30 protein-coding genes and 1 pseudogene are annotated in these 26,006 nt (G+C 45.4%); 4 read left to right on the top strand and 27 right to left on the bottom strand.

Annotation, left to right across the window (positions count from 1 at the left end):
- Nucleotides 1-72: 72 nt before the first annotated feature.
- Nucleotides 73-903 carry a glycerophosphodiester phosphodiesterase family protein gene (locus tag ACJJIY_RS13785; protein WP_444897730.1) on the bottom strand — a complete coding sequence of 277 codons (831 nt, stop codon included), beginning with the start codon at nucleotides 901-903 and terminating at the stop codon, nucleotides 73-75.
- An 809-nt stretch (nucleotides 904-1,712) separates the two neighbouring features.
- Between ACJJIY_RS13785 and ACJJIY_RS13780 the strand changes: the two genes are divergently transcribed.
- Both ACJJIY_RS13780 and ACJJIY_RS13775 read left to right on the top strand, forming a co-directional pair.
- Nucleotides 1,713-1,991 carry a hypothetical protein gene (locus tag ACJJIY_RS13780; protein ID WP_444897731.1) on the top strand — a complete coding sequence of 93 codons (279 nt, stop codon included), beginning with the start codon at nucleotides 1,713-1,715 and terminating at the stop codon, nucleotides 1,989-1,991.
- A gap of 480 nt (nucleotides 1,992-2,471) precedes the next feature.
- Nucleotides 2,472-2,702 (top strand): hypothetical protein, encoded by a 231-nt coding sequence (locus tag ACJJIY_RS13775; protein ID WP_445354543.1) that lies wholly within the window; start codon nucleotides 2,472-2,474, stop codon nucleotides 2,700-2,702.
- A gap of 1,324 nt (nucleotides 2,703-4,026) precedes the next feature.
- On the opposite strand, the gene ACJJIY_RS13770 is transcribed toward ACJJIY_RS13775, so the two are convergent.
- From ACJJIY_RS13770 to ACJJIY_RS13760, 3 genes and pseudogenes are all read right to left on the bottom strand, one after another.
- Nucleotides 4,027-4,278: a hypothetical protein gene (locus ACJJIY_RS13770; RefSeq protein ID WP_444897732.1), complete on the bottom strand. Its 252-nt coding sequence runs from the start codon at nucleotides 4,276-4,278 to the stop codon at nucleotides 4,027-4,029.
- A 301-nt stretch (nucleotides 4,279-4,579) separates the two neighbouring features.
- The gene (locus ACJJIY_RS13765; protein ID WP_444897733.1) at nucleotides 4,580-5,227 is read right to left on the bottom strand and encodes a GIY-YIG nuclease family protein; all 648 of its coding nucleotides are present in this window, start codon (nucleotides 5,225-5,227) and stop codon (nucleotides 4,580-4,582) included.
- Between the two features lie 176 nt (nucleotides 5,228-5,403).
- Nucleotides 5,404-6,944, bottom strand: a pseudogene (locus tag ACJJIY_RS13760) (transposase).
- Nucleotides 6,945-7,672: 728 nt separating this feature from the next.
- Between ACJJIY_RS13760 and ltrA the strand changes: the two are divergent.
- Nucleotides 7,673-8,986 (top strand): group II intron reverse transcriptase/maturase, encoded by a 1,314-nt coding sequence (ltrA, locus tag ACJJIY_RS13755; RefSeq protein WP_444897734.1) that lies wholly within the window; start codon nucleotides 7,673-7,675, stop codon nucleotides 8,984-8,986.
- Between the two features lie 38 nt (nucleotides 8,987-9,024).
- On the opposite strand, the gene ACJJIY_RS13750 is transcribed toward ltrA, so the two are convergent.
- The 16 genes from ACJJIY_RS13750 to ACJJIY_RS13675 all read right to left on the bottom strand — a co-directional run bounded on the left by ACJJIY_RS13750 (nucleotide 9,025) and on the right by ACJJIY_RS13675 (nucleotide 19,872).
- Nucleotides 9,025-9,753 carry a Stf0 family sulfotransferase gene (locus tag ACJJIY_RS13750; protein WP_444897735.1) on the bottom strand — a complete coding sequence of 243 codons (729 nt, stop codon included), beginning with the start codon at nucleotides 9,751-9,753 and terminating at the stop codon, nucleotides 9,025-9,027.
- A 283-nt stretch (nucleotides 9,754-10,036) separates the two neighbouring features.
- Nucleotides 10,037-10,333, bottom strand: coding sequence for a head-tail joining protein (locus tag ACJJIY_RS13745; protein ID WP_444897736.1), 297 nt, complete (start codon nucleotides 10,331-10,333; stop codon nucleotides 10,037-10,039).
- A gap of 6 nt (nucleotides 10,334-10,339) precedes the next feature.
- Nucleotides 10,340-10,711, bottom strand: coding sequence for a DUF2190 family protein (locus ACJJIY_RS13740; RefSeq protein WP_444897737.1), 372 nt, complete (start codon nucleotides 10,709-10,711; stop codon nucleotides 10,340-10,342).
- A 10-nt stretch (nucleotides 10,712-10,721) separates the two neighbouring features.
- Nucleotides 10,722-12,113, bottom strand: coding sequence for a phage major capsid protein (locus ACJJIY_RS13735; RefSeq protein ID WP_445358106.1), 1,392 nt, complete (start codon nucleotides 12,111-12,113; stop codon nucleotides 10,722-10,724).
- Nucleotides 12,110-12,706, bottom strand: coding sequence for a head maturation protease, ClpP-related (locus tag ACJJIY_RS13730; RefSeq protein WP_445359670.1), 597 nt, complete (start codon nucleotides 12,704-12,706; stop codon nucleotides 12,110-12,112). The genes ACJJIY_RS13735 and ACJJIY_RS13730 overlap by 4 nt, the downstream gene beginning before the upstream one ends.
- Nucleotides 12,707-12,870: 164 nt before the next feature.
- Complete coding sequence (locus tag ACJJIY_RS13725) at nucleotides 12,871-14,358, bottom strand: phage portal protein (RefSeq protein ID WP_445358105.1); 1,488 nt, start codon at nucleotides 14,356-14,358, stop codon at nucleotides 12,871-12,873.
- Nucleotides 14,358-14,573, bottom strand: a complete 216-nt coding sequence (locus tag ACJJIY_RS13720) for a DUF6148 family protein (protein WP_444897740.1) — start codon at nucleotides 14,571-14,573, stop codon at nucleotides 14,358-14,360. Before ACJJIY_RS13720 ends, ACJJIY_RS13725 begins: the two co-directional genes overlap by 1 nt.
- Nucleotides 14,574-14,680: 107 nt before the next feature.
- Complete coding sequence (locus ACJJIY_RS13715) at nucleotides 14,681-15,298, bottom strand: terminase gpA endonuclease subunit (RefSeq protein WP_445358104.1); 618 nt, start codon at nucleotides 15,296-15,298, stop codon at nucleotides 14,681-14,683.
- Nucleotides 15,265-16,575 carry a terminase gpA endonuclease subunit gene (locus tag ACJJIY_RS13710; RefSeq protein ID WP_444897742.1) on the bottom strand — a complete coding sequence of 437 codons (1,311 nt, stop codon included), beginning with the start codon at nucleotides 16,573-16,575 and terminating at the stop codon, nucleotides 15,265-15,267. The genes ACJJIY_RS13715 and ACJJIY_RS13710 overlap by 34 nt, the downstream gene beginning before the upstream one ends.
- A gap of 61 nt (nucleotides 16,576-16,636) precedes the next feature.
- Nucleotides 16,637-16,849: a hypothetical protein gene (locus tag ACJJIY_RS13705; protein WP_444897743.1), complete on the bottom strand. Its 213-nt coding sequence runs from the start codon at nucleotides 16,847-16,849 to the stop codon at nucleotides 16,637-16,639.
- Nucleotides 16,850-16,897: 48 nt separating this feature from the next.
- A complete protein-coding gene (locus ACJJIY_RS13700; RefSeq protein ID WP_444897744.1) occupies nucleotides 16,898-17,059 on the bottom strand; it encodes a hypothetical protein in 162 nt (53 codons plus the stop codon).
- A gap of 449 nt (nucleotides 17,060-17,508) precedes the next feature.
- Nucleotides 17,509-17,868 carry a hypothetical protein gene (locus ACJJIY_RS13695; RefSeq protein WP_444897745.1) on the bottom strand — a complete coding sequence of 120 codons (360 nt, stop codon included), beginning with the start codon at nucleotides 17,866-17,868 and terminating at the stop codon, nucleotides 17,509-17,511.
- Nucleotides 17,858-18,085: a holin gene (locus ACJJIY_RS13690; protein ID WP_444897746.1), complete on the bottom strand. Its 228-nt coding sequence runs from the start codon at nucleotides 18,083-18,085 to the stop codon at nucleotides 17,858-17,860. Before ACJJIY_RS13690 ends, ACJJIY_RS13695 begins: the two co-directional genes overlap by 11 nt.
- Before the next feature lie 218 nt (nucleotides 18,086-18,303).
- Complete coding sequence (locus ACJJIY_RS13685) at nucleotides 18,304-18,438, bottom strand: hypothetical protein (RefSeq protein ID WP_444897747.1); 135 nt, start codon at nucleotides 18,436-18,438, stop codon at nucleotides 18,304-18,306.
- A complete protein-coding gene (locus ACJJIY_RS13680; protein ID WP_444897748.1) occupies nucleotides 18,438-18,833 on the bottom strand; it encodes a DUF5675 family protein in 396 nt (131 codons plus the stop codon). The genes ACJJIY_RS13685 and ACJJIY_RS13680 overlap by 1 nt, the downstream gene beginning before the upstream one ends.
- A 211-nt stretch (nucleotides 18,834-19,044) precedes the next feature.
- Nucleotides 19,045-19,872 (bottom strand): hypothetical protein, encoded by an 828-nt coding sequence (locus ACJJIY_RS13675; RefSeq protein ID WP_444897749.1) that lies wholly within the window; start codon nucleotides 19,870-19,872, stop codon nucleotides 19,045-19,047.
- 1,230 nt (nucleotides 19,873-21,102) lie between these two features.
- Here ACJJIY_RS13675 and ACJJIY_RS13670 point away from each other — a divergent pair.
- The gene (locus ACJJIY_RS13670; RefSeq protein ID WP_444897750.1) at nucleotides 21,103-21,462 is read left to right on the top strand and encodes a hypothetical protein; all 360 of its coding nucleotides are present in this window, start codon (nucleotides 21,103-21,105) and stop codon (nucleotides 21,460-21,462) included.
- A 228-nt stretch (nucleotides 21,463-21,690) separates the two neighbouring features.
- Here the strand turns inward: ACJJIY_RS13670 and ACJJIY_RS13665 are convergent, their stop codons facing one another.
- From ACJJIY_RS13665 to ACJJIY_RS13635, 7 genes are all read right to left on the bottom strand, one after another.
- Entirely contained in the window at nucleotides 21,691-22,221 is a 531-nt protein-coding gene (locus ACJJIY_RS13665) for a hypothetical protein (protein WP_445358103.1), read from the bottom strand.
- A gap of 10 nt (nucleotides 22,222-22,231) precedes the next feature.
- Complete coding sequence (locus ACJJIY_RS13660) at nucleotides 22,232-22,654, bottom strand: phage tail tube protein (protein ID WP_445358102.1); 423 nt, start codon at nucleotides 22,652-22,654, stop codon at nucleotides 22,232-22,234.
- Between the two features lie 68 nt (nucleotides 22,655-22,722).
- Nucleotides 22,723-23,088, bottom strand: coding sequence for a hypothetical protein (locus tag ACJJIY_RS13655; protein WP_445358101.1), 366 nt, complete (start codon nucleotides 23,086-23,088; stop codon nucleotides 22,723-22,725).
- Nucleotides 23,089-23,164: 76 nt separating this feature from the next.
- Complete coding sequence (locus tag ACJJIY_RS13650) at nucleotides 23,165-23,509, bottom strand: hypothetical protein (RefSeq protein WP_445358100.1); 345 nt, start codon at nucleotides 23,507-23,509, stop codon at nucleotides 23,165-23,167.
- A gap of 601 nt (nucleotides 23,510-24,110) precedes the next feature.
- The gene (locus ACJJIY_RS13645) at nucleotides 24,111-24,476 is read right to left on the bottom strand and encodes a hypothetical protein (RefSeq protein ID WP_445358099.1); all 366 of its coding nucleotides are present in this window, start codon (nucleotides 24,474-24,476) and stop codon (nucleotides 24,111-24,113) included.
- Nucleotides 24,477-24,538: 62 nt separating this feature from the next.
- Entirely contained in the window at nucleotides 24,539-25,570 is a 1,032-nt protein-coding gene (locus tag ACJJIY_RS13640) for an endonuclease/exonuclease/phosphatase family protein (RefSeq protein WP_445358098.1), read from the bottom strand.
- Nucleotides 25,571-25,721: 151 nt separating this feature from the next.
- A complete protein-coding gene (locus ACJJIY_RS13635; protein ID WP_445358097.1) occupies nucleotides 25,722-26,003 on the bottom strand; it encodes a hypothetical protein in 282 nt (93 codons plus the stop codon).
- Nucleotides 26,004-26,006 lie beyond the last annotated feature (3 nt).

Genomic DNA, 26,006 nt, shown 5'->3' with positions numbered 1-26,006 from the left:
TTAACACTAACTTCATTATTCTTTTACAAGAAAATTTCTGTACTCGGCAATTCTGACTCGCATCGAGAAAAATTACCGTTCTCCAGCACTCTCAAGTAGTTGATAAACTCGCCCAGGGAAATCACCAATAATCCCATCTACACCAAGGGATATACTGCGCTCAATGTCATCTATATCGTTAACTGTCCAGAGATCGACGGCCACGCCTTTACTCTGAAAAAAGCGAACATAGGGCTTAGTGGTAATACTGTATGGCAGTTGGGCAACTTCAAAGTCCGGCTTGAAAGCCCATCCAAAGCCCGAACTCCAGGCTAGACTGGCCTCTATAAGTTCACCGATTGTTGCGCTCGTTCTAATCTCTCCCCCACTGATATCACGAAAATGGCCCATAGCCCTATTATGCTGGCTAGCCACAGTAACTTGCTGCTCCATTCTATAGTCAACAATTACTTGCCATAGTATTTCTGATAGGACCTTATTATTTGGTTTAATTTCAATATTAAAAATGGCATTAGGGTAGCTCTCAAATAGCTCATTTAATGTTAAGAGGACGAGCCCTTGGTTTCGGAATGGGTAACTGTCGCCATTATCTAGGGTAAACTCATGCCCAGCATCCAATGCTTTTATTTCTACCAAAGTCAAATCTTCTATTTTATCCGAGACACCTACATTTTTTTTAAGATCTGCATCGTGATTGATAATAATGAACTGATCTTTTGACAAATGTATGTCCAACTCTAGAGTATCAGCCCCCTGCTCCAATGCCATATCAAAAGCCAGAATGGTGCTTTGAGGATACTCACCAGAAGCTCCTCTGTGAGCAAGGATATCAATAGCCAAAACCTTATTATAAGCCATCATTGATAAAACCAGACAAGTAACGATCTTGAGCGCGTTGTTCATTTAGAAGTTTCCTATGTTTTAAGAGAAGAACTATTGCTCAGACACAAACAAAAGCCAATCCAAAATAGATACTACAGAGAAATAGTATTAGGCATACTATTTCCCTCACATACAAAGCACGAATTGACTCATTCAACCTATTTAAACTATATAAGAGATACAAAAGTAACTCTTACAGCCTTCAAGGCTCTTTTTGTTCACGTATACCCAACCAAAGAATCAACCATTAAAGTACTTAAACCTGATTGATAACCCACTCTAAATGCACCCATCTATTTTAAGCAATATCGTACATTAAAATATTAAGTACTAATGCACAAATCTAGAAAATATCGCCACCAAATTCATTAACTAAACAAAGCCTCCATTATCAATTAAGGACATGTCGATCAAGCTTCTGAGTTGGAAATTCTATCCTTTAAGCTAAAAAAAACATTTAGATCAAGCCAGGAAGGTTAAGAGCGGTTGAGAGGACCTGAAAATCCTCCCCCTTCATCTATTAAGGCAAGCAAAATAAAAATATATCGAACAATATAAAGCCTAGAACAATTTAGACCTATTATTCTTGCGCAAACATGTTGCAGATCACGACAAAAACTCTCCTCAAAATGCAAATGCATGTACTGGTTAAGCTTCTATACATAAACAAAAGGGTTAAATTAGAGTGCATGGTTAGTATGTAGGTTTTATAAAAGATAAAACATACTTCTAGCCGAGAAATTAGCCAACCGCGCTTCGGCGTATTTAGCCGACAGCAGCTACCCAAGGCTACCGACTCGGAGCCCAGATTTATAAGTTTGGAGAATCCCATGGAAAGATACGCACTATTTACCGGTACTTATAACCTACTTATGGGTGGAATAAAGGACTTCAAGCGATCATTTCACAATGAGGAGGACGCCTATAAAGAGATAGAACAAATTGCTAAAACTGACCCATTTACTCACTGGGCACAGATATTCGACAAGAGAACTGATAAGGCAAGAATTTTTAATATTATCGATGAAAATGTGATTGAGAATAAAATCAATGATTACCCAAAGCAATCTGCTAAATCAATGGTGAAGGCTGTAACTGAGTTTTGTTAAATAGTATTCAGCCAGCTTGTGAGCCCGCGTAAAGCAGGCTCGCAAACCTTCGCATATATATTATGCACTATCGAATAACAGATACCTATGTGGCTACTCAGTAAATAAAGAGATTTTTACTTTCCAACAATGCCTGGGCACTATCAACCCTACGGGTATCAATTACCAATAGCAGCAAGTATAAAGAAGAAATTACTCCGTTCTTAAAGCTACTTATATGCTTCTGAAGGGTAGCTTCGACACAAGAGTATCCCAACCTACAAAAATTTATAGCGCTAGTAGTCAAATTATGCAGGCCATAGGTGTATCTCTGCGAAACGGAAATTCCATAAAAAAACCACTTAAATGAACTAGCTCAATCTTAATCTGAAACACCCTATGAAAAGGAGGTGTTTAGCGGTTTAGCTGCAAGAACCTAGACCTAAAACCAAAGATAAGCCCGATGATCCATACTAATAATCGCATTATCAAACAAAAAATATGAAGCTCAATCCAGTAAAAGAACTGGGCAATATATCCAAAGCTGATATGATTCAGAATGTATCGAGAGACACCTTTGAGACCGTTTCAATTCGCGACGTAGACGCCCATCTTGAGAATAATCGATGGGTATCCAACCGTAAGAACCATATTGACACAGCCATAAAAAACAGCTTTGACTTATGCCCTCCTCTAGGAGCCTACCCATCGGCAGATTCGAGTCATCAGTGAACTGCGTAAACGCAGTTCACTTGTGTGTCCTCGTGGCGTTCGAAGCATTTGGGTAAGATCAGACTAAAAGATTTCAAACTGAGATTAAAAAGCTTGGAGCTAAGATGGAGAAGAGACTCACCCTCACCGAGCCACAAGTTCAGGCCTTGGCGCGAAAGTAGTATAGGAACAGAGATTAGAAATTTCTTTCTGAAGTTGGATAACCAGCTTGCTTCCAAGCTACTCATAAAAGTCTTCATATCGTATGACAAAAGGGAGTAGGATCAGTTGAGCTTCTTCCCAGCCTCTCTCTTGACAGCAAATTCTATCTGCTACTCTTCACTGCCTACCACCGTACCCAAAAGCTCTATGATCGGCTCCAGTACACCCACCTAGCTAATATTTGAATCTTTTTAACGGGACACCGAGAAAAAAAGCTTTAATATAGATTAAGGCCCAAATTGCCACACCGAAACAGAAACGAAAAAATTCGCATAGGTAAGTTTGTAAGCCCTTAATAAACAAGGAAGAATCTGGGGTGGCCGACGGGGATCGAACCCGCGACCTCAGGAGTCACAATCAAATGTATAACCTTATAATAATCATATAGTTACAATCATCCATGTGTAATTGGTACGGCGGCTCGCACCTCTCATAAACCCCGGAATCACTCAGTCTCTCAATTTTTGCCACACTCACAAACTGTATATTTACACAGAACCTAGACTGCAATCTCTGGCAACTGATCCCGCTGAGTTATATAAGCTAGAGAGCAATGCGATTACCGCATCTTGTTGATACTTTAAGCGCCAAGAACAAGGTAACTCGTCCAAATTTCTGATTAATCTGATCGATGGCCTACATGGTCTCGTCTGATCGTATTCGCTGGCCAGCGGCAAATATATCGCCTTGCCCCAACGAGCGAGGGTAAGCTCTATCAGCCCTACCCCGGCTTTCAGGAATTTATGCCCCTGCTGAAACAATTCTGAAATCACACGCCTTACCAGCTGCACTATTAGCCGTGTGTCATCCGTTGGACATGGGGCTTGTGTCATCTCAAATATCGAAAATGGAAACGGATTTGCAACGAATCCCTGCGGACTTGCTGCCATTATGGTGTGAGCTAGTAAGGGTTACTTTGGCGGAAGTGTGTGAGATTGAGAACCTATACCACTTTGCGAAGGTTCCCTTTCCATTGCTAACAGCCCGACTATATACAAAATTGCCACAGGAGTTTCGCCGACATATGCACCGAGTGATTGAGAGTAGCTACCAACTTCAGAAGGGCTTGCGATAACGTCCAAAGCAGCGCTGCGACCCTTGCTGCCTTCGCAACCTTTGTTAGTTAGGTATTTTCACTGCGCCCTACCTTACGATAGATAATTGCCATAGCAACAGTAACAACCAATGAAACTATCGCACAACCTGCATAGACTCCCGCCGCTTGTTCGTGCCAAACAACGAACCCATCCCAATATCTACCGGTTTCGTTGTATGGCATTTGATGCCACTTCCACCAAATAACTGAGAAAAATACCGTAACCAGCAAACTCAGAGCGAAGCTAATAGCGTAAAACACCTTAGTTGCCTTTAACATAAATGCACCTAACGAGGGGGTAAAAAAGCTCATCCCTCTTTTGTATTGTGCTTCTACGTGAAAAGCAGCCCACTCATCAGTGAAAGCTAAACCAGAATTCACGTAAAATCATCATTTATGGTTGATATTCGATCATATTTGAGAGGACAAATACATACATTAGTTTTTCAGCAGTCCGAAAGCCATTCGCTGTTGCGGCGTACCCTGTGAAGTTTTTGTGCAAAAATAGGAGCGTAACAACCACATAAAATCTGCACAGAGTAGGACGTCAGCCTGCCGCACTTTTTCATGCATTTCATACCTAGTCTGCTTTACGTTCTTTTCGAAACGACTCTACTCTTTTAAGAAGATCTTGCAATTTTTTATCAATACTTGGACATAGTGATTCTATGAGTTCTTTTTTCGATACATATTTTTCGACAATATATACTACTCCATCGAGGACATAGTGATGAGTTTCTGTCTCAGAATCATACTTTACGTGTTTTAGGCGCTTCATTATTTGTCTGGACCCGCGAAGACTTATCCTATTCTCTCTGGTAATAGATATTACATTGAAGTAGTCGGTTGAATTTTCTATGCCGCTTCGCTTGAAACTCTCGAATATATCTACTGACGCCCTTTTTATTCGATCACCACGTTTTATATTTAGCAATGAGTGGCCTTCACAAGTAAACCTTATCATGTGGTACTCCTCATGATCAGAAGCTAACTGTTTATCAACAACCTCTAATACTTCTAAATCCCATCCTTCCTTGAGATTTCTTATTTTTTCATGATATGGATAGCTAGATCCTCTTCTGGCTTCTCCTTCATGCTGCATTTTTCTACGCTCAGGGTTCTCCGTTCTACCTACATAGAAATATTCAGTCTCTGAAGATGCATCAAAGTACGCTTGCCTATCAGGAAACGTTTCTGTTGTGAGTACGTAGATATAGATTTTGCTCATTACTGCTCGTATATACTCTTACGGCGCATAACGAGGATGTAGAAAAACAGTTTTAGAAAAAGCTGTCACTCCTCAGGCTCCTCTAATTAAAATTTCGGGCTAAATTTAGCTATACCACCAAATTTCTTTCATTGTATTAAATTTTGGCGTCTTGACGCCCTTAATTCATCACTCAATCAGTGAATACTGCCATATCTCATCAACTTTTCAATGTTATGTACCAAGCAGAACATCTGCCATTGTCCCTGAACCTTACTTTTTCCTCGTAGCGAGAAGCGATTTAATCGCTTGTTGGTACCAATGTTCCCAAACACAGGCTCGACAACAGACATTCGATGCCCATAAATGGTCTTGCCTTCGATACTATCAACCCGCTTTTTCATCCAGTCAGTGGCTGTCCGTCCGTTTGTCCAAGTTAGGGATACTTGCCTTCCATGCCCTTTTCGAGAGTCGGCAGAATCTGGGTTTCGCATGCACTGATTTTTAAGGCTGCATTTCCTGCAGTCAGTGAGGCGCCCTTCGAACAATAGTTTTTTCTTACCTTCACTGACATGCTCTTCTTTTAACAAGAGCATGGATTTTCCTGCTGAACAGATACAGGTTTTCTTTTTCTTGTTGAATGTAAATTCACTAGCCGGGATAGTCTTTTGGACATTAGCCCTATCTTTTTGATTGCGCTTGCCATACTTGGTTTTTTGCTTTGTAAAAGCTTTATCACGTGAACGGAATTTATTGTCAGGTATGTAGGCATTGATGCCGTTCTCTCGCAGGTAGTTGTAGTTAGCATCGTTGGAGAATCCAGTATCAGCAGTAATGATGACCTGTTTGGCCAAGATGTCTTCATCTATTCCTATATTCTGATAATGGCAATTGATGCCATCGAGAATAGGTTTCAGTGTATGATGTTCCTGGCCCTCTCCAAAGGCCTGTGCTTCAACAACTATCTGATGCTTTCTATCAACTGCGGCAACACCGTTATAGCCCTGGATGGTTCCCTTGCTGGTAGTCATCTTAGATGATTCATTGTCCATGATATTACTTTTTACTTCTTTAGGGTTTTTACCTTGCCCCATCCTGGGGGAGTGATTCTTTAAGAACTGATCAATTTTATCAAAGTGTTTCTGCAGCGTATCCGCCGCTTTAGCTCTTTTTCTTTAGGTTTCCTGCCATCAAGCCTCTTGTGCTCTTTGAGGCAATGTTTGATCTTCTTGCGAATTTTTTCCTGCCTCTGTTCTAGCTCTTTAAAAGTCCCCGAATGTTCTTTGCTAGCATTGGATGGCATCTTGCATCCATCTATTGCGAAAGGTTCGTTGCCAAGCAGCCCCTGCTGATCGCAGACCAGTAACACTTGCTCAAACACCGATTCAATCGCATCAGGATAACTGCTTACGAAACTTGCAATACTAGTAAAATGCGGAACGGTATCGCATGACAGTGCTTTGAAGAGGATATTGTTCTCACATTGCCATTGAATTTCACGGCTTGAGGTAATGCCTTTTGAGTAAGTAAACAATATGATTTTCAGCAGGATAGCTGGATCATAGGCGGTTCGCCCGCCGCTATCCTTTTGATATTTTTTATGGAAGACAGAGAGGTCTATATGATCATCAATCAAATGATGAAGTGTAAATTCAAAGGTTTCAGGTTGTAGTTGTTCTTCGAAATTGATGACGACCATTGCATTTTGGTTGTAATCGTAACGTTTGAAATTGGGCATATGGATAATCTCGACATCAAGACCTCCATTTTAACAAAAAAGCTTCCTTTTAAGAGTTTTTCTACAGTCTGAACGACTACAACAGGGGCGTCCGGAGCGGAGCGTAAGCTGTCCCGCGAAGGGCCAAAGGCCCGTAGCAACCTGCTTGTACTTGGTACGCCCAGCATGGGCGTGAACTAATGGGGTGAAAGTCCCCTGTAGGAGGATCACCATTTAATGGATTCCATTAAATGCTAACTACTAGCGAATGGCAACTGCAATGCCGCGAGGTCTTGTGGGGAGGAAGCCGCTAGCAAAACTACGAGCTGACGGACAGAAACATCATATAAGGCTTAGCCTGGAGGCGAGGCGGCCAAGGACACCGAAGCCATGTGATCTAACGGGTAGAGTAAATGATGCAGTTGTGTAGTGAAAGTTCACGTTCTTATCTGGGGAGATCTGTTTAGCTTGCTCCTGTGAAGCTGTCAGCGTAGCCGCTGACTCATAAGTAGGCCCAACCCGCTAGCCACCATCGCGGGTGTAGACAAAAAATGGTGGGACACAGAAGCGCTTCGGTCAGCAATGATCAAAGTGATTAAACAGAAGTCAGCCGAGGGCATAGTAGCGAAATGCCAAGTTTAATACCTTGGACAGGGTGAAGGCCTGAACCCAAAATCCACGAGTTAAAAGACAGGGCTAGCCTACTGATATGTTGCCAGCCGGATATAAAATTGACGTAGCGCATTGCCATGACACTCAACTCAAATGAAAATCTGCTCGAAACCATCCTCAGCAAAGAAAACCTCAATGCTGCATGGAAGCACGTTCGGAGCAATAAAGGTGCCGCAGGCATTGACGGGATTACAGTCGATAACTTTGTGCAGCACTTTAAGGCAGTTGGCGATGACCTTATCGAAACCATTCGGCAAGGTCATTACCAACCGCTTCCTGTCAGGCGCGTCTACATTCGCAAGCCAGATGGTGGCCAGCGTGGTCTCGGGATACCTACGATCTTTGATCGTGTTATTCAGCAGGCTATCGCCCAAATCATCGGTCCCAGTTTCGATAAAACCTTTTCGGAGTTCAGCTATGGGTTCCGCCCAAAGCGATCACGGCATCATGCGGTGAAAAAGCTACAGAAGTATATCGAAGGCGGGAAACGAATAGCCGTAGATGTCGATTTATCTAAGCTCTTCGACCGGGTAAATCATGATTTTCTCATGAGTTTACTTGGCCAAAGAATCAGCGATAAGCGCTTACTCAAACTAATCGCAAGCTACTTGCGTGCAGGAAGTGTAGAAGATGGATGCTGGAAAGGCTGTCATGAGGGGGTACCACAAGGCGGCCCTTTATCGCCGCTGCTCTCCAACATTGTACTCGACCTGCTCGATAAAGAGCAGGAAAAACGCCAACATGATTTTGTTCGCTATGCGGATGATTTTGTGATCGTTGTTGCTTCTAAGCGCGCGGGTGAACGGGTTATGGCGAGTATTAAACGCTTTGTTGAGCGCAAGCTTAAGCTCAAAGTTAACGACACTAAAAGCCAAGTAGTTCCTGTCAGCCGCTGTAAGTTTTTGGGATTCTCTTTTCGCGGTGCAAGGCTTGTCTGGCATGATAAGTCTCTGCTCCAATTTAAATATCGCGTCCGCCAGATCACAAGGCGATCCCATGATATTTCGATGGAAAAGAAACTGAAAGAACTTACCGTATACCTCCATGGTTGGATCAACTATTTTGGGATAGCGCAAGGCTATCAAAAATGTATCGATCTTGACTGCTGGATACGACGAAGATTGAGAATGAGCTACTGGAAAAACTGGCGTAAAGTGAGAACGAAAGTCCGAAACTTACTGCGCGTGGGCGTGAGTGAATCACGGGCTGTCACTTGTGGATCGTCCGGTAAAAGTTACTGGCGAAATGCAAAGACGGAAGGTATTCATATTGCACTCAACAATGAGCTTTTCCAAAAGATGGGATTGGTCTCGTTACGTGATCGCGGGGTAGAAATTCATTACGGAGAGGGAACCGCCCATTGCGGACCCGCACGATGGGTGGTGTGGTAGCCGGTAGCTAGAAACTACCGGCTACCCGATTTAGCCAATCAATCTTCAAAGAAAGGCGCCCATTCTGTTTTAGAAAACTCTGATTTCAATTCATCGTAATTTTTTATCGATTCCCTCAAGGTCTTGGTATTTTGTTTTTTCAACCTCGTTTTTGGTTCTATGTGCTGAACATCCAAGAACTCAGTAATTTTTCTGAATGTACCCGAGCGGTTATTTACTAATTCTTCATAGGTGATAGACAAAAGAGGGTGGTTCTTGAAATTGTTTTCACCATTTTCCTCCCAATCTCTTGTTCTCTTAAATTCAGCTCGCAGCTCATCTTCGGTAAAGCTGACTGATACCTCTTTACTAGGAGTGCTTGAAGCTTGGTCAGATTTAATTGCCCAAACATCCTGAACTCCTGCGACCTTTCTCGAAATTAAAGTACGCAAGATATTTTCTCTCTTTAAGTGAATTACATGTAGATCATTCATTGATTTAAGTTTTTCCCATATGCCGCATGAATGATCATCCTGCGGGTGATAATAAAAAATCTTGAATCCTTTGGCCTTTATGTTAAGTGGCTGTTTAGGAAATGCCTTGGACAAAACTGTTTTGTAATTCTTTCCGTTCAATTTAGAGAATATTTCCCCATCTGCCTCAATCTGCGGATGCGAATTGAGCAACGATATGAGCAAGTTCGATCCAGTTCGTGATCTCGTAAGTACGATAAATCGCCTATAGCGACTAGATCCAATACCTTTGCGAAACTTTTCAATTATGCTCATATGATTTTCTCTTGACTTTGCCTAATATTTATGCAGGAGTCATCATGACTACTATTTCTGGCACAAATTTACGCCAATACGCCATTTTATTCCACTAAATCAATGGATTACGATCATTTGGCACTACCGGTCCATCTGGAAAAATGATCAATTTGACCACTATCCCCATTTTTAACCGATCTTTTAAGTCAATGATTTTAAAGCATTTTCCTGTATGTTTGAGCAACTCAAAAAAATAACAATCACAATGATCATAAATCCTGTGCTGACCTACCAACTCAGGCTACACATCCACCAGCACTCGCCAAACAACCCCATCATCCGCCAATCGCTTGCGCACCGTATACCCCACACTACCAAGGGTAATCACCGCCTCTGAGTTGTAAGCACCTACCTCACTCACCAACAGACTCAATTCAACACGCGGTACCTGCACGCGTTCATCACTACCAAGGTCATCAATCTCCTGCTCAAAGATCACACGGCAATCAATAGGCTCACCGCCGCTACCATCATCATAGGTAGCGGCTTTGCCCCATTTGCGAAACGCGCGCTCTGCGGCTCTCTGATCTAAGTCCATGATGAATTAGGACTTCACTGTGCCCGGTACGCCTGTAAATTTGACCGCGAAGCTGGTAACACTGGAACCCGCTGCCTCAGCGGCAAAGGCCGTTGCGCCGATGATATCGCCAGTGGCTGCGGTGGCTGCGTTGTTATCGAATGAGCTGGATGCAACTACCCGGGTGAGAGTTTCCCCTTGGTTGACCTCTGCGGCGGATACCTTGGGCACGGTGAATACGCCATCAATACCAATCACGCCAGACTCACCCACGGCAATATCATCCATCGCCACACCCAGCACCGCACCAACCGCCACAACCTGGCCAGAGGTAATCTTCGCACTGGTACTGTTGGTGTAATCCAGCATACGCCCGTCTTGTACAAAATTAGTAGCCATTCTCTTTCCCTCAATTGAGTTTGTAACTGAAAGTAAAAAGGCCGCGCGATGCGGCCTCTTCAATGAACGTTGTTAGAGCTAGCGGTTGGCTGGTTTTTGGAGTCTTCACCATGCCTTTCGCATCCCAGGCTTTGGCTGCAGCATCCCAGGCTTTGGCTGCAGCATCCAAGCGGACTTTGAATTCCACCCCATCAATACTCCAACCATTTTGCTCTTCCAAAATTGGGGCTTGCTGGCCATCCAGATAGAGCACTTTGATAGTGTCATACGCTACTGGGTCGGCATTGAGGTACCACGCATTGTGGCCACTAAGGCGCGCATCAGAGAGCACTTCGGCAATATTGCGTACGCTATTCGGTGTGGTGTTGTTTTTGGTGGATGCACCCACTTCGTACTCAGATTCCAGGGCAACCTTTGCACTGCCTTCATCAGCAATATCACAGAGCAGGAACTTGGACCGGATGTTGAGCACCGCATCGCCATCCTTTTGCTTACCTATCAATACCCGCGCAATATCAATACTGCTGGTATTGATTCCCGCTGGGCTAGCGAGGTTGCCATGACTTGCGTCGAACAAGGGCTTATCGTCAGCCATATTGGGATTATTGAGCAAGATGCTAAATACCAGGTCACCCACCGTGTGCACGGCAGCGAGGCCCATCTTTTGTGGGATACGGGTAAATGCGCTGAGGTCATCGTTAATGATGGCTTGGCGGGTAATGGAGAAGAGTTCACCGTAAGTAGCCAGTGTAGCTGTCTCGGCGCACTCTCCGATGCTCACGTATTTAAATTCTGCCCCCGGAGCCACTCGGCGAAGTGAGGGGAAGCTGCCCAGGTCCATGCGAGTTGTGAGTTTAAAGCCACTGAGGTTGCCCACGCTGGTAAAGCGCGGGAAGATCTCTTGTGCTTCTTCATAGCCTTTCAGCATGGATTTATTGGCAGTATTGCCAAGGACAGTCGCGAAGTCACCAGAGCTATGGGTAAACGCTGCGGCAACCACACCCATCCGATCCAGGCCAGACAGGCTCTGTCCATGGGCCTGTATCAGGATGCGGGCAATCTCCATCATGGTGTAGCCACTGAGCTCATTGCCCTCTGTGCGCTTTTCACCGAGGGCACGCACGGCAATGGCATTTTCAGCATCAGCCTTAAGCCGTTTCATGCCCTCACCTTCCTGCACCACCACGCTGTAGCTTTGCTCTGGGGTTGGGGTTTGAATACCCAGGGCTGTGAGCAGTTTGTCTTTGGCGCCCTGCACTGAGCAGTCCATATCATTGAGACATTCCTGCATCACAATACTGTGCGCTTCAAAACCTTTAAATACGGCTTTGATATCGTCTTTGCGCTTTTGCTCGTCTGCTGCAAATTGTGCTCTGGCATCGGCTTCAATTTGCGCTTTCATTCCTGGGGTAACCTCGGGCACAGCGGTTGCAGCTGGCGTAGTGGAGGTAGTTTTCGCATGGCTTGCGCCTCCTTGGTTTCGGTTGGGTTGTCTGCAACCGCAGACGGGAATCTGAATTCAGTGGGCCCCTGCATGACCAATTCGCTAATCGCTTTAGGGGTATTTTTGAATTGGTTTAAGAGATCGGCGTTAAAGCTGGCAGCCATCTCGATCTCTGTGGTGGTATCGGTGGCAAAACCGGCTTCTACGGCTTCAGCACCGGTATACCAAGTCTCGTCATCCATCACTTGGCTGACTTCCTCATCCGGCATTCTTGAGCGGGAGGAATAAAGGCCGATCATGGTGGTTTTCACTTTTGCCAGCAGGCTCTTGGTTTTTTCCAGGGCGCGTTCATCGCCTCTGGCGCTGGCACTAGGGTTATGCACCATATAATAGGCGTTCTCGGCGATATGAACCGTATCCCCGGCTAAGGCGATCACACTACCCATACTGGCTGCGATGCCTTCAATCCAGGTTTCCACTTCGGCCTTATGATCTTTGAGCAGGTTGTAAATGGCGGTACCGTCGAACACATCACCACCGGGGCAGTTGATGTGTAGATTGATCTTGCTGACATCACCGAGTGCTTTGAGATCACGGGCAAAGCCTTAAGCAGTTACGCCCAAATAACCGATGTAGTCATATACATAAATATCGGCTTCGCTTTTTTTGTGACCGCGGTAATGCTGTACCAAGATTTTTTAGGCATTGCGGTCTCCTATTTAGAGTCAGACTCAGTGTTTTCTGCGGGGACCGCAGTGCGTTTAGTTGGGGTGGTGATCTTGTTTTTTCGCAACTTTTGTTGCCAGGCAGCAGTCTGCTTAATCACATCGTCCGGCTTCTTGCCTCGGCGGCGAATGGTCTGCTGTGGGCTGGCCAGAACATTTTCCAGCAGCGTTTCATCGGCGCTGGCTTCATGTGCTGGATTAATCCAGGGCATAGCCGGGGTAATAAAATCGACGTGCATCAGGGTTGCCGGGTCCACATCAGCAGGCACTTGAAAGGCGTCTGCTAATAAACCCATTTGCACCCAGCGCCGGGTTACTGGCTCTACAATTTCCTCACAGAATTCCAAGCTGAGGGTTTCGTAGTTTGCCCACTGCTCTACCAGTTCCTGGCGCTGCGAACTATAAGTGCCGTTGTAGTTTTTACTGATGCTGCTAAAGCTGACCATGGTGCCGGCAGCAGCCATGCGGTGCATAGTTTCTAAAAATGGCGTTAGTAGACCGCTGGGGCGATTACTTTGAATGGTGCCGACAGATTCCCCAGGCCGCAGATCGTCATAGATAGCACCAGCGCGAATAGCCAAGGTGCGATTTCCTTCATCATCACTGTCCTCAGGTTTGTAATCTTCAGGACCACCTTTTTGAATGAATCCAACTATGGCCGAGGCAATCTTTGCGGCAACTCGCTCGTTTTCTTCATAGTCTTTAATGTCATTAAGGCGGTTCATCACCGCAGCAAAGATGGAAACTCCACGGGTTTGATGCAGCCTGCGCACAAACTTTAGATGCTCAATATTTTCGGCACTGTGAAATCTGCGCTTCATACGCCAGTTAAAGGATGCCCCGGGATGTTCATCGTGTAACCAGAAGCCCAAGGGCTCGCCCCAAGCAGTTTTTTGGATACCCTGAACAATGCGCTTACTGGGATCGTTGTAATCCACCGGCAGGAAATCCGGCTCCAGGCATTCGATGGTGTAAGGCACTTCAGTACGATGCTTTAAGCCAGGTACCGTGCCCTGCAAGTGCCGCATGAGGGTTTCACCATCCCGTAGCCACGTATTACACAGAAGCCGCTGCGCTTTCCCCCAACTGAACTGCCGGGTACATTCCGGGCGCCGAGCCCATTCCTCATGAGCGGCATTCATTTGGGTGGCGAGGTCTTCATGAATGTCGCCATCCCAGGTTTTGGGCTGGAACTCCACATCAATACCGCGCGGACCAACTACGTTGGTTACCAAGGTGGTGAGAATGCCACAGGCAAAATCGTGGTTTTGCTCCAGGTGCCTAGCCTGGCCGCGCAGGGTTTCTACACTGCTCTCAAGCACCAAATCCCCGCTGCGGTTATCCCCGGGATTTTTTCTTGTACGGCTAGGGCGCGTGGCCTCGTAAGCGGCAACCAGTTCTAATGCCCGGCGAGCTTGCATACGGCGCAAAGCAGCCTCGGGAGCAAAAAACCCGATGAGAGAATCCAGTTTGTTCATTAGTAGAAATTCGCGTAGGCAGGTCCGCAGCGTTTACCTGCAGCCTTTAATTTTTCTTGATATACACGGCGCTCCCACTCCTGGCGGCCTGCACGGATTTCCTGCAGGTTCTCTGCAGTAAATTGCCGACCATTGGTCACCGTGGTTTTACCGGCGAGCACGTCTATCTCGGCCTCGATATAGAGGTCGACCATTTCTTGAGGCGTTTTAGACATTTAACTATCCAGTAAGGAGCCAACGGGCTGCACTGGCCGGAGTGGTTTTTTAGTGGTGTGCGTTGATTCAGGGTCCCGATCAGACTCACTAAACAAAGTGCGCTGACCTAAACGCGCTTCAAGAGTTGACCATTTTTCTCAGTCTTTTTGTGTATTTCCATGGCGTAAGCGGCGTGTAAGGCATAAACCTTGGTATCTGTGCCCTCATTCGGTCTCCCGGGTCGCTGCTGCCAGGTCTCTCTACCTTTGTGCTTTTTACTCGGTGCTTTTACTTCAGCAGTTACCTGCTCCCAGTAATCCTGTCGCACATGCTTACAGCTGTGCATATAGGCACTGGTGCCTAGTAGTCGCCGGGCCATCAGATCCTTAGCCTTGTGGGTGCCTACCATATACACCTTCACTTCGTGGCGATCGGCTTTCGTAGTACGCGTAGGGTTGCTAACTTCTGCTTTCCTTGGGTGGGAAAATATTTCTTTACTACCAAAGTCTCTGCTATCGCCTTTAATCGTTATCACAAGAACGCGACGATATTTTCTTTTTCTGGTTCTTACCCACTCATACACTGCGCCGCTGGTAGTTCCATCAGAGGAATCGATGCTCACCGCAGATGCGTAAATCTCACCAAAGCGCTCGTGCTTAAAGCTTTGAAAAACTAACTTATCCAGGGCATCCCAGCAGCTATCACGCTTATCTACCGTGTCGCCATCAATTTCGCCCCAGTACATTTCCAACTTTCTTCATTGCGACCAAATGCGCGGATGGTGATTGCGAGTCGATCGTGCTGGACATCGACACCGGCAGTCACCAGCAAACCGCCAGCAGGACAAAACAATTCTGAGTAGTCTTCGGCAGCTTCTTCCAGTTTCTCGTGGTCCAGTAACCGATTGGCAGCATATTTATAAGGTCTGCCTAACTTGTTGTTTTGGAATACAATGCGTGCAGATTCATCGCCGCTTTTGGCTTCGTGCTCAGCCTCTAAGAAATCCCTAACGACCTCCGCCAATCCTGTGCCAGGGATACACACATAAAGCTCCGATAGCTCCATAAACGTCTCTATCGATTCTATCTCATCCTGCTCATAGTCTTCGCCGCATTGGGTTTTAACCCAGCCGGCAAATTCATCACCGTTTTCACGCGCTGTTTTACAGGTCTTCAATATGTTAGCTTGGCGGCGGTAGTCATCCCATTCACTGCCACACTTGGGGCAACCGTAAATTGCGGTTTCTGGCTGATTCAAGCCGAATACCGGGTGCGGTGTGCCTCCCTCTTTTTCCAACCAACTAACGTTTTCCCAATCCAGTACATGAGACTCACCGCAGTCATGGCAAGTAACCGGCAGTACACGCATAGTGCCGAGTTTGGTGTAGTGCTCCACCTGGGAAAGATCAGCAACGGCAGGCGTGCCACCAATGATCAATTTCTTATTGCGCATTCGCTTGAGGCGTTCGCGCAGGTGGCGAATGGAATCGCCCTGATCACCAACGTCTTTATTAGTATCGTCCGGCTCCTCCACATAGCCGCGCTTGGCGGTGGTGGATTTAACATTGGAGACGGAGTTAGAACCGACTGTACGTACTTCCCCACCCGGGAATACTTTCCTGGTAGGTCTGTTGCCTAGCTTGCGACTGGTGGAGACATCGATCACACGCGCTACATTCGGCGAGCCCTCAACAATCTTCACGAACTTTTCGTCCATGAAGTTCTGGCCTTTTGAATCCTTAGGAAAGAGCATCAAAACCCGCGCGGGATCAGTCACCGCCACCTTACAGATATCTGCCGCTAGCAGTACCGTCCAGCCAATCTGCGCCGCTTTTTGCATTACCACCATCCAAGAGACATGGCTGTCGAGCGCGTACATTACGCCCCAGAAATAGGGCACAAAATCTACTCTGTAATATCCTGCGTTATCACTATCTTCAGAGGGCAGTTTGATATTTTCTGGCAACCACTCAATCAGCGGAATTTTAGGCTGCGGTATCCAGGTCTGGCGTACCTCCTTCACCAGCCTCTGTAAATTCAATCTCGTAACCGCCAATAGTTCTGAGGGCAGCTTCAATGTTTGGCTATAGGGGTTCTCTGTCGACGGTAATGGCACACTGACTTTCGATAGCAATAATGATGCTCTCTACCGCTCCTATAAATTCATTTTTTCCAACGGTGGACCACTCCACCATCGCCTTGCGCGTCGACTCGACATCAAGGATTAATTGATCCTCTCGATACAGCTCGCGCATTTTTAGTTTTGCATTAACTTCAGACTCAATCGCCTGGGCCATATCGCGACGATTTCGGGCCTCATTCGCCTGGCGGCCTGCGGCCTCAGTTCACAATCGCTCGCAATATTCATGAAGCCAAACTTTGTAGCTGGCACCTACGGTAAAGACCTCAGCCTTGAAGTGTTTGGCAATAGCAGGTTGAGTAGCACCAACCAGGCGAGCAAAACCAGACTGAGTGGCCTGATCATCAAGTGATAGGTTGTCAGCCAAGGTATAACCCCCTAGGAAATTTCAGATATCTGTTAAAAAAACACGGTCCGAATTACCCGTGTGCTACCCCTCTCAGGAGGACCCATTCAGCGCCTCTTCGCGGTCGCAATCGCATGGTCCATGGCTTTATCAAGTTCTAGTGGCAAATGCCTACGTGCTGTGCCGTCAGCAATCCGAAAGAAAGGAAAGCGCTTGCGGTAGTCTGGCTTTCCCTTTAGGAAAATGAGAATGGGCTTTACTGTAGGACGTCGCTTACCCCCGGCCCTTTTCCACACACCCAACACTCCGTTTACCTTTCCTACAAAGTGCTTGCCTGTTGGCCCTTGAGTACTATTTGCCCTGCCCTTTTTGGTACCTGAACCAGCACGGAGTTCTGCCAGAATCTTCTTATAGGTAGCGACCGAGATATTCCCATGTCGGTTTAGCCTTGCCGCTTTTCCATGTACGGCCTACATACCCGCAGGCAGCACACCTAGATCCCGCAGGGCATGCTCAAATCTCTTATCGTTGCGCTTCACATCGATAACCGACGGCGCCAAGTATTTACTCGGTGCCGTGCCGTTGGTTGCTTGATCACGAATAAAGATCTTCGCAACACCCGAGCGCTTAGTGGCTTTCTTCACCAGTACAGAGTTCAGTGTCAGCTTCGCTGGATTTGCAAAGATACGCCCAATTGCTGCGCGCTCTTCTCCACGTATACGAAAGGCCACGTTATTTAGGGCAACCGAACTGGCATAAGGTAATTGCTTCTTCAGTTCAGCAGCTGCTCGATCAAACTTTGAGGTATCGAGCTTTACATTAACGTCCATCGCCCCCGCCCTGCTGCTCTTGCAGCTTCAAGCGCTTGTGGTTGTAATAGCAATTCACAATGAACCCACCCAAAGCAATCAAGAAACCACCTACCGCCAATATCTCTTGTGCTGCATATCCACCAACTACCGCTGTACCCGCAGCAACCGTAGTGGTTGCACTGGCGACCTTCTGAACCATGGCTTCCCTCGCTGCCTCTTGAGCTACAGTGTTCACCGCTTAACCTCACTCACCCACGACTTCACAAAATAGAAACCGATGATGATGCTATAAGGCTGCACAACCACATCAACTAGCAGACCCTTTAGGTCTGCTACAAAAGGCGCGTTAAAAGCCTTGGCCGCTGCAATAAATAAAACCAGCAGCGCCCAAACCATTGTCACCAGAAAGGCAATTAATCTTCGCGCCCGGTTCTGCGGCTGCGTGGCCTTCAGTTATTTCAGATACCAACGAGATTTTTCCTCATTGGTAAACCACATCGCATCTACAGTATTCACAGTGGCATCTAGCACTTTGTTTGCCGACTCGGGGCCAGCAAATAAACTCTTAACTCCAGACCAAATACCCATCACGGATACTCCGGCACATAGTGCGTGATTGTTAGATTAAACTCATAAGGCAGCAGCTCTCGCAATTGCTGCATTGCCCTGCGGGATTGCGTCACCCACCAATTGCCGGGAGCCAGACTAGAGCCAACCCCAATGCAGCCCTGCACATCTGCAGCATAATTTGCTGTATGGATCAAGATTTTTGAACGACTAGGCACTTCCAGTAGCTCCCACACATTGGGGAACCTTGGTGAACTATAGGGATTACAGGAATAAACCCCTTCAGGAATACAGCTCTCGAACGGACGATTACCTAACCACGGGCGCTCTACCGTATAAAACACACAGTCGCGCACCCTTAGCCGTCCCAATGTGGCATTAGGCCCATAGGCAAATCGCTGCAGATTGCAATTCATGAAGTTCTACTCGCAGAGTATTGGAATAGAAAACGGCACCCAAGTGAACACCGCCAAGTACAGAAAATCAAAGACTAAAAAATGAAAAAACCCGCACAAGGCGGGTTAATTTTTATGAAATAAGTATCGCTACTGAGCGACTATCTAAGATTTCTTAACTGATTTTAACTTACAGTACATCTTAAACCTTAAATCAAAAATAAGGACGCGCTTAGTGCTGGTAAGCATCTCTCAGCATATCTTCAAGATATACATGATGAGTTTCAGATTCCATACCTTGCGCGTCTTTAATTTTAACACCTATGGCTGTTTCATCACCATCAGGAGCAGTTGTTGTTGTCACTTCTAGCTTGTATGCTTCATAGAATTTTGATTCATCACCAAAAGGTGCGTGAAAATGGTAAACCTCTTTCCCCTCCCCAAACCACAGTAATTCGACAACAAATGCCATATCACCATTGTTTGAATTTGGATCAAGAGTTGGGTTATCTCTTAGAGACAATTCAACCTGCTTACCGTCAACTGTGAACGTTGCGACATCAACAATCTTGCTTGGAGTCACATCAACCAGCTGCCCATGAACAGTAAATAGTCTTTGGTCATAGTTCAGTGAACGCTCTGCCCCAATAAAATTTTCAGCCTCAGAGACATAACCATCAATGTTGATCATTGTATTATTTAAGCTTTCGAGGTCCAAGCCATCTACTACAACATCAAGCTGACGATACACCCAGGCGTCATCGACGGTCGCTTCATGTCTCCAACCTCCGTCATCCACCTGGAAATTGCTTACTGACAGACTGGGTGCATTAGGAAAGTTAATTTCCAACGAAGCAAGTATAGCGGGGGACCATTTATCTTTTTGATCAACAGTCAAGGTTGCAGAGCTAGCACCTTCTAAATCTAGACCGGGGTACTGTAATTCACCACCAAATGAACCTAGATCTTGAAGTTCGTATTGGAACGTTTTAGCCTGCGCGCCGAAGGCCAACAAGGCCACAGAAACAGCTACTGTTTTGACGGTATTTCTTAAAAACATAAAAACTCACCAAAAAATGTATTGATTAACTAACGAAAGAGGAAGTAAAACTTACAGCACACCTTAAACTAAGTAAATTATATTGAACTTAATTTAGCATCCTTTCCCAGTACGATCTTACCAAATAAAGAAACTCAAAATTTCACGAACAATATCTTTCTCATTCACCAGAATTAATACAAACAGAACGCGTAAAAACCCAGCGCCTGATCACACTTTGTAAAACAGCCATTCAAAAAATACATAAAGTGCGATTAAAGTTTGAAGAAACTTACTGAGCTAACCAACTTCCAGGCATAAAAAAACCAGCTCAGTGGCTGGTTTAATTTTGCAAAGCAGAAAAACTGCATGCTAGGAAATTTATACCCCCTCAGGACAAAGCTGTCAACAAGCGGCTTTAAGTCGCCCTCTGTACTCCTGTACAACTTCAGAAATAGGCCCTAAAGCTCTTGCGGGCAGAGGGTCCAAACGCCGTTGCAAACGTTTCCAAATTTTTACCCACTCCCTATCCCACCGCTTTTTGTCACATCCTAAAATTTTCCGCGCTTGACCCAGATCTATTAATCGATCATTTACATCGCGCAGTGCACGCGTATTAATACAGAATAGCGCCAGCTGGCTAACCTTTTCTCGCAAGCAATTCGGAATATAGCGAACGGCACTCAACTCAAAGCTCTCCGCAACTGGATTACTCGCCAGGCTCCCGGAGCAAGAGCTGTATCAATTCCAGTACATCCTTGAAAATCTGATGGCGGTGGAGGTCCAGATTATCGAGCGACCTGGAACTTCCTGTAGTCCCTACACGTTAGAACGCTTGGCAGAGTTATAAGGCTCACATAGGTATATACCCCTGGAGATACAATTACGATTACCCAACCATGGACGCTCTACGATATAGAAAGTTCAGCCATACAACATCAAGCGCCCCAAAGTAGCAACCGACTCACTGGTAAATCTTGTCACGCTAAAATCCATAAGGTAGAAACTTCCTATTTGGTTTTTTAGTTGAAAGTAGTCAAAAAATAGGTAAGCTACTCCTCTTTTATGACCCCGAGACTACACCGGATTGCGGAACAAACCCTCGTACCATTTATGTCAGGATTTATTAATTTTCAAAAGGCCACAAACTCCACCATAGGACAACTAATTACTCTCCCTATATAGAAGCAAGTCAAACCCATCTATAGTTCCAATTTATTATTTTCAGGCGAAAATGCTTTATAGATAAACATGAAAAAACTTATCATGAAAAAATTAATATTACCGATTGCTATTGCCTTATCTTACTCACCAATCACCAGTGCAGCCGGCATTGCGTCTTCATTTGATATTGAATATGTGCGTATTGGCAAGTCTGGAAAAGGGTTTGTCAGGTTCAAATCAGAACTAAACTATGATCCCCCCGAGTGCGTAAGCTCGCACTATAAGGATGCGCTCGCTTTCGATACAAATGAAAAGGGTGGCGCGTCCATATATGCAATGGCCCTCGCAGCTCAAGCACAAGGTAAGAAAATATATGCCGTTGGGAGTGATTCATGTGATGCCTACTCCCAAATCGAAAGTTGGAGTTGGGGTTATATTGTCAATTAAAACTTCTCTGTATTCAGAACTTAAAAAACCGGCTCAGTGGCCGGTTTAATTTTGCAAAGCAGAAAAACTGCACGCTAGGAAATTTATACCCCCTCAGGACAAAGCTGTCAACAAGCGGCTTTAAGTCGCCCTCTGTACTCCTGCACAATCTCAGATATAGGCCCTAAAGCTCTTGCGGGCAAAGGGTCCAAACGCCGTTGCAAACGTTTCCAAATTTTTACCCAATCCCTATCCCACCGCTTTTTTGTCACACCCTAAAATTGTCCGCGCTTGGCCCAGGTCTATTAATCGGCCATTCACATCACGCAGTGCACACGCATTAATACAAAATAACGCCAGCTGGCTAACCTTTTCTCGCGGGTGCGGTTCTCCCCATTTATCGAACTCACTCATCAAGTATTTCAGTAGTGTTGCCCGCTCTTTGACTCTTGAGGCTGGCGGGGCGTAGGCGGCCATGCTCCAGCAGTATGCTAACGGATCACTCACTCGCAGCTTTGCAACTGTATCTTGAATTAATCCCTTTTCACAGGCACCCATGATGCGATTGCCGCTGTCCTTAATCCCTGGGGCTTCTTTCTCAGCCGCAACCCGGCAAATGACTTGGTTGGCCCTCCCCTGCACCTCTCCGCGAATTACAACTTTTCGCCCTCTCCCAGCCGAGGAAACCGTACTTCTGCCGTTCATGGCCTCATAATCAAACGCAGCGGTGGAGCTACCAAAGGCGTCGTGCCACGCTTGTCTAGCACTTTCGAATTTCATGTCATGCCCATCAAGCAGCCTTCGGCATACTCTCGTAGTAATCCTGAAATCGCCTTTTGGCCGCGTGCAAATTATCGCGGTGATCGGCCCCCAGGTAATTGATGCGGCCCTGGTTTATCCAGAACTGGTTAACCACCCTATTCGCGAAGATGACTTCCACAGGTGGGCGGACTTGGTTATGAGAATCGTTACCTGAGCGCAGAGCCTGTTGACCGCTGTCGCTCTCTTTCCAGATCAAGGTAATAGAGACTTCACCCGGATCACGCAAGCCCGAAGGGTTATAGTCCATATAGCCACTGGTGCCATCAATCGGTGTCATATCAACCGAACCACGAGACTCTTCACCAGGCTCAAGATCCAACATTCCCGCCACTTGAAAATAGGAAGTGCCATCATCACTGCGATAAAACTTGGCTTTATAACCTTGTGCCATAGTCATAACCTCAATTGGATTGTTTTGTTAAAAGTCAGTGGATTCAGTGGAATACTTGGCGCTATACGTCAGCGCACTCCACCTAATGGGTGATCCTGGTCCAGCGCAAACTCGGTTTGGCTGAGCAGTAACAAATCACAGACGTCCTCCAGAGAAGCACCCTGCAAGGAGCATTCAATAGCTGCCGCTGCCTGGTCTAACGCAACATATACATCACCACTAGTTATCACTACCGCAACAACCGTCAGATTCAGTTGCCGCTCGGTTCCGCCATACATTTCGTGCTCATTGTTCTCAGTAGCAAAACCCACCACAATCGCTGGTAGTTTTTTGGTATCAATTTCTTCCGTGGTACCGGGAGGTGGGAATGTGCAGCCGGATAGGGTTCGCAGCTTGCTTTGTACTGCATCGCGGATGGTGATGCGTTGGGTCATTGGGTAATGCTCCAGAAATTTCGGGCATTAAAAAACCCGCTGGTGCGGGTTTGAGCTACTATGTGATTGATAAAATTTAACCTTTCATACAACCGTTAAGATCCTCAGGCTCTACCTTTTCGCCTTTCTTACCATCAGTAATATCGTAGATTAAGACGCCGCAAATATGGCGAAATGAAAGTATATACGCCTCATAGTGCTTGTTACTCTCTAGGCTCATAGCCTTAGTGCCTCTACAGGTTGTCCTACCCGATTTATTCACGTGAAGCACAATACTTTTGTTAGCTTGAACATGTACATTTTCGCTATCCGAATAGCTTTCAGCCCTTACAGCTCTAAAGTTGACCGCACAACCTTTTTCATTTAACTCACCTAGTTTGTATAAAGTGTTGTCGTCTTTTGGCAATTTTAATTTAGTCAAATTACTATTCTGAGGTGGCTTATACGTTACAAGGATAGAATTACAACCCACAATGGAGAGTGAAATGAGAATAAGAAAAAACCTTTTCATATCGTCAATAAGTTACCACATTTAAAACGATTAAAATTTGGACACACATAACGCCCGCCACACAAGAGAGCAACCTATTGCGAGTCCAATACATACAAGGAAGCCTATTTATAACATTTTAAGAAGAGCAAACAAAACACCCCATCATCCGCCAATTTCTGTTCATAAAGGTTTCAATAGGTCTGATCGGACAAGTCGGCAGTCACTGAACACCTGAAGGGGAATGAAAATGGGCGAGCGCTATTTCCTTCCACTCCTAATCATCGATCTCAGAGCCCCTTTACTCGATCCCCACTTGCCTAGGTAATTTGTAACCGTTGCAGCTTTTTGTACGACATTGCCGATTGTTATACGTTGGGTTATTGGGGATCATTCCAAGAATTTCGGGCTAAAAAAACCCGCTGGTGCGGGTTTTAATATTTGCAGTTCGAGAGAGTCTATTTGTGCTAGGAACTTCTTTGTGGCCGCCTATGATTCAAAGTGACTTGGTATAATATGTAAACTTTATCGACTACTCGGTGTGTAACCAAACACTAAGTATGTACGGGTAGCGTCCTTCTTGCCCACCACAACCAGACAACCAAAAGCTGACCTTTGTTCCGGTCATTTGTGCGGTTAACAAAGTTGAATGAAATGCTGCATAGTTATCATGGTCTTCGTGAATAGCAAAATAGTATGTATTTTCACATCCACTAGGATTATAGACAGCTTCTTTACCGGGATGATTTGAGGCATCAAGTTCTGGGACTCTAACTTGTGTCCACCCACCATTTACCCACATTTTACTAATTGCTCCAGGACCAACTAAGCCAGAACCTGTAGCCCAAGCCGTCATTGTCATCATGTAGACTACGGCACCGAACATAAACTTCTTCATTTAATTATATCCCTCATTAACTGTTTACAAACTAATACTGACATGTATCCTAACTGGCGCCCTCAATCAACCCATTCAAACTTAGCCCAGATCATCTTGTGATCAGGTGTACAGCTATCCATTACACAAATTGCTTCCTTAGAATGTGCAACTGGTATATTAAACGCGGATAAGAATTCCTTTCCAACAACTACCCGATTTACTTTCGGCCTAATCTTTCCCTGAGGTGAATAGTAAAATATGTGATCAATCTTCACAGGATTATTCGCTCCTGCATCATTTTTTGTATTTTGAATATGTTGTGTTACGTCTACGACACCAGGAAACTCGTCCTTAAATGCAGAGATAAGCTCATTATAGTCCTCAGTTTTGTGGTAATTTATATTGAAATCACCAACAAATATAACTGGTGCTGGTTTCTTATCAAATTCAGTCTTAAACTGCTGAATCATACTCTTAGCATCTTCAAGACTTTTCTGAGTATCACCTTTCACAAAAACAAAGTGCGTTGTGACGAACCAGACATTTTTTCCATCACCAAAATCCTGAAATAGAACTATGGCTCCTGTATCTGTACCCTCTGTACCCGTAAGCTCTAAGTACTTTTCATCTTCAATTTTAACATTAGTGACTACAGCCCCACCTTTGTAGACACCAACAGCCTCACTAGGCCCAGTTCGGGCGCTAAACCCTCCATCTTCCATTCCCCAGTTAATATTGGAAACTAAGCCATAAAAACGATTTACTACATTGGGGGAAAAATAATCATCCACCTCTTGAATAAATGGCTTATTGCAGACTTGCTTGGTCTTATTCATCGCCTCTTGAAAACCAATAATGAATGGTTCGCCTCTATCTATTACCTCATCCAATTGAGCTAAATATGCCTGAAACCGCGCATCAAAATCATTCTTAGAACTTTCACTTTCACTACAGTTCAATAGGCCATTTTTCTTTTTAGTTGTAACATCATAGCTTGATGCTAGTGAATTCCAGATATTGTGTGTGACAACAGTAAATTCGAGCGACAATGAAGCTGGTGAAATAAAACTAAGCAGCAACAAAACTACTGCATTTACTTTAAAATTAAACATATCCCTTATCCGATATCTTCCTATAAATAGATTCGAGCCATGAACAATGCCGCTGCAAAAACTACCACAGTTTTTCGACAGATTTAGAATTATATTTAAATAAAACTAGAAACAAAACCATTGACAATTCGCCGATGTCAAGTCACCACTTTCACCAACGCCCGCCAGAAAACCCCATCATCCGCCAGCTGCTTACGCACCGTATACGCCATACCAACAAGGGTAACCACCGCCTCTGAGTCGTAACCTTACTCACCGGCAGACTCAACTCAATTCGCGGCACCCTCACGCGCTCCTCATCCTCGAACCCGTCAACCTCCTGATCTTTTATCACACGGCAATCAATAGGCTCGCCGCCGCTACCATCTTCATAGCTAGCAGCCTTGCCCCATTTGCGAAACGCGCGCTCTGCGGCTCTCTGGTCCAGATCCATAGT

The organism is Microbulbifer maximicatervae (SeqCode), assembly GCF_052468155.1.
The sequence above is the reverse complement of the archived record's forward strand: the minus strand, read 5'-3'. Positions and strand labels throughout refer to the sequence as shown.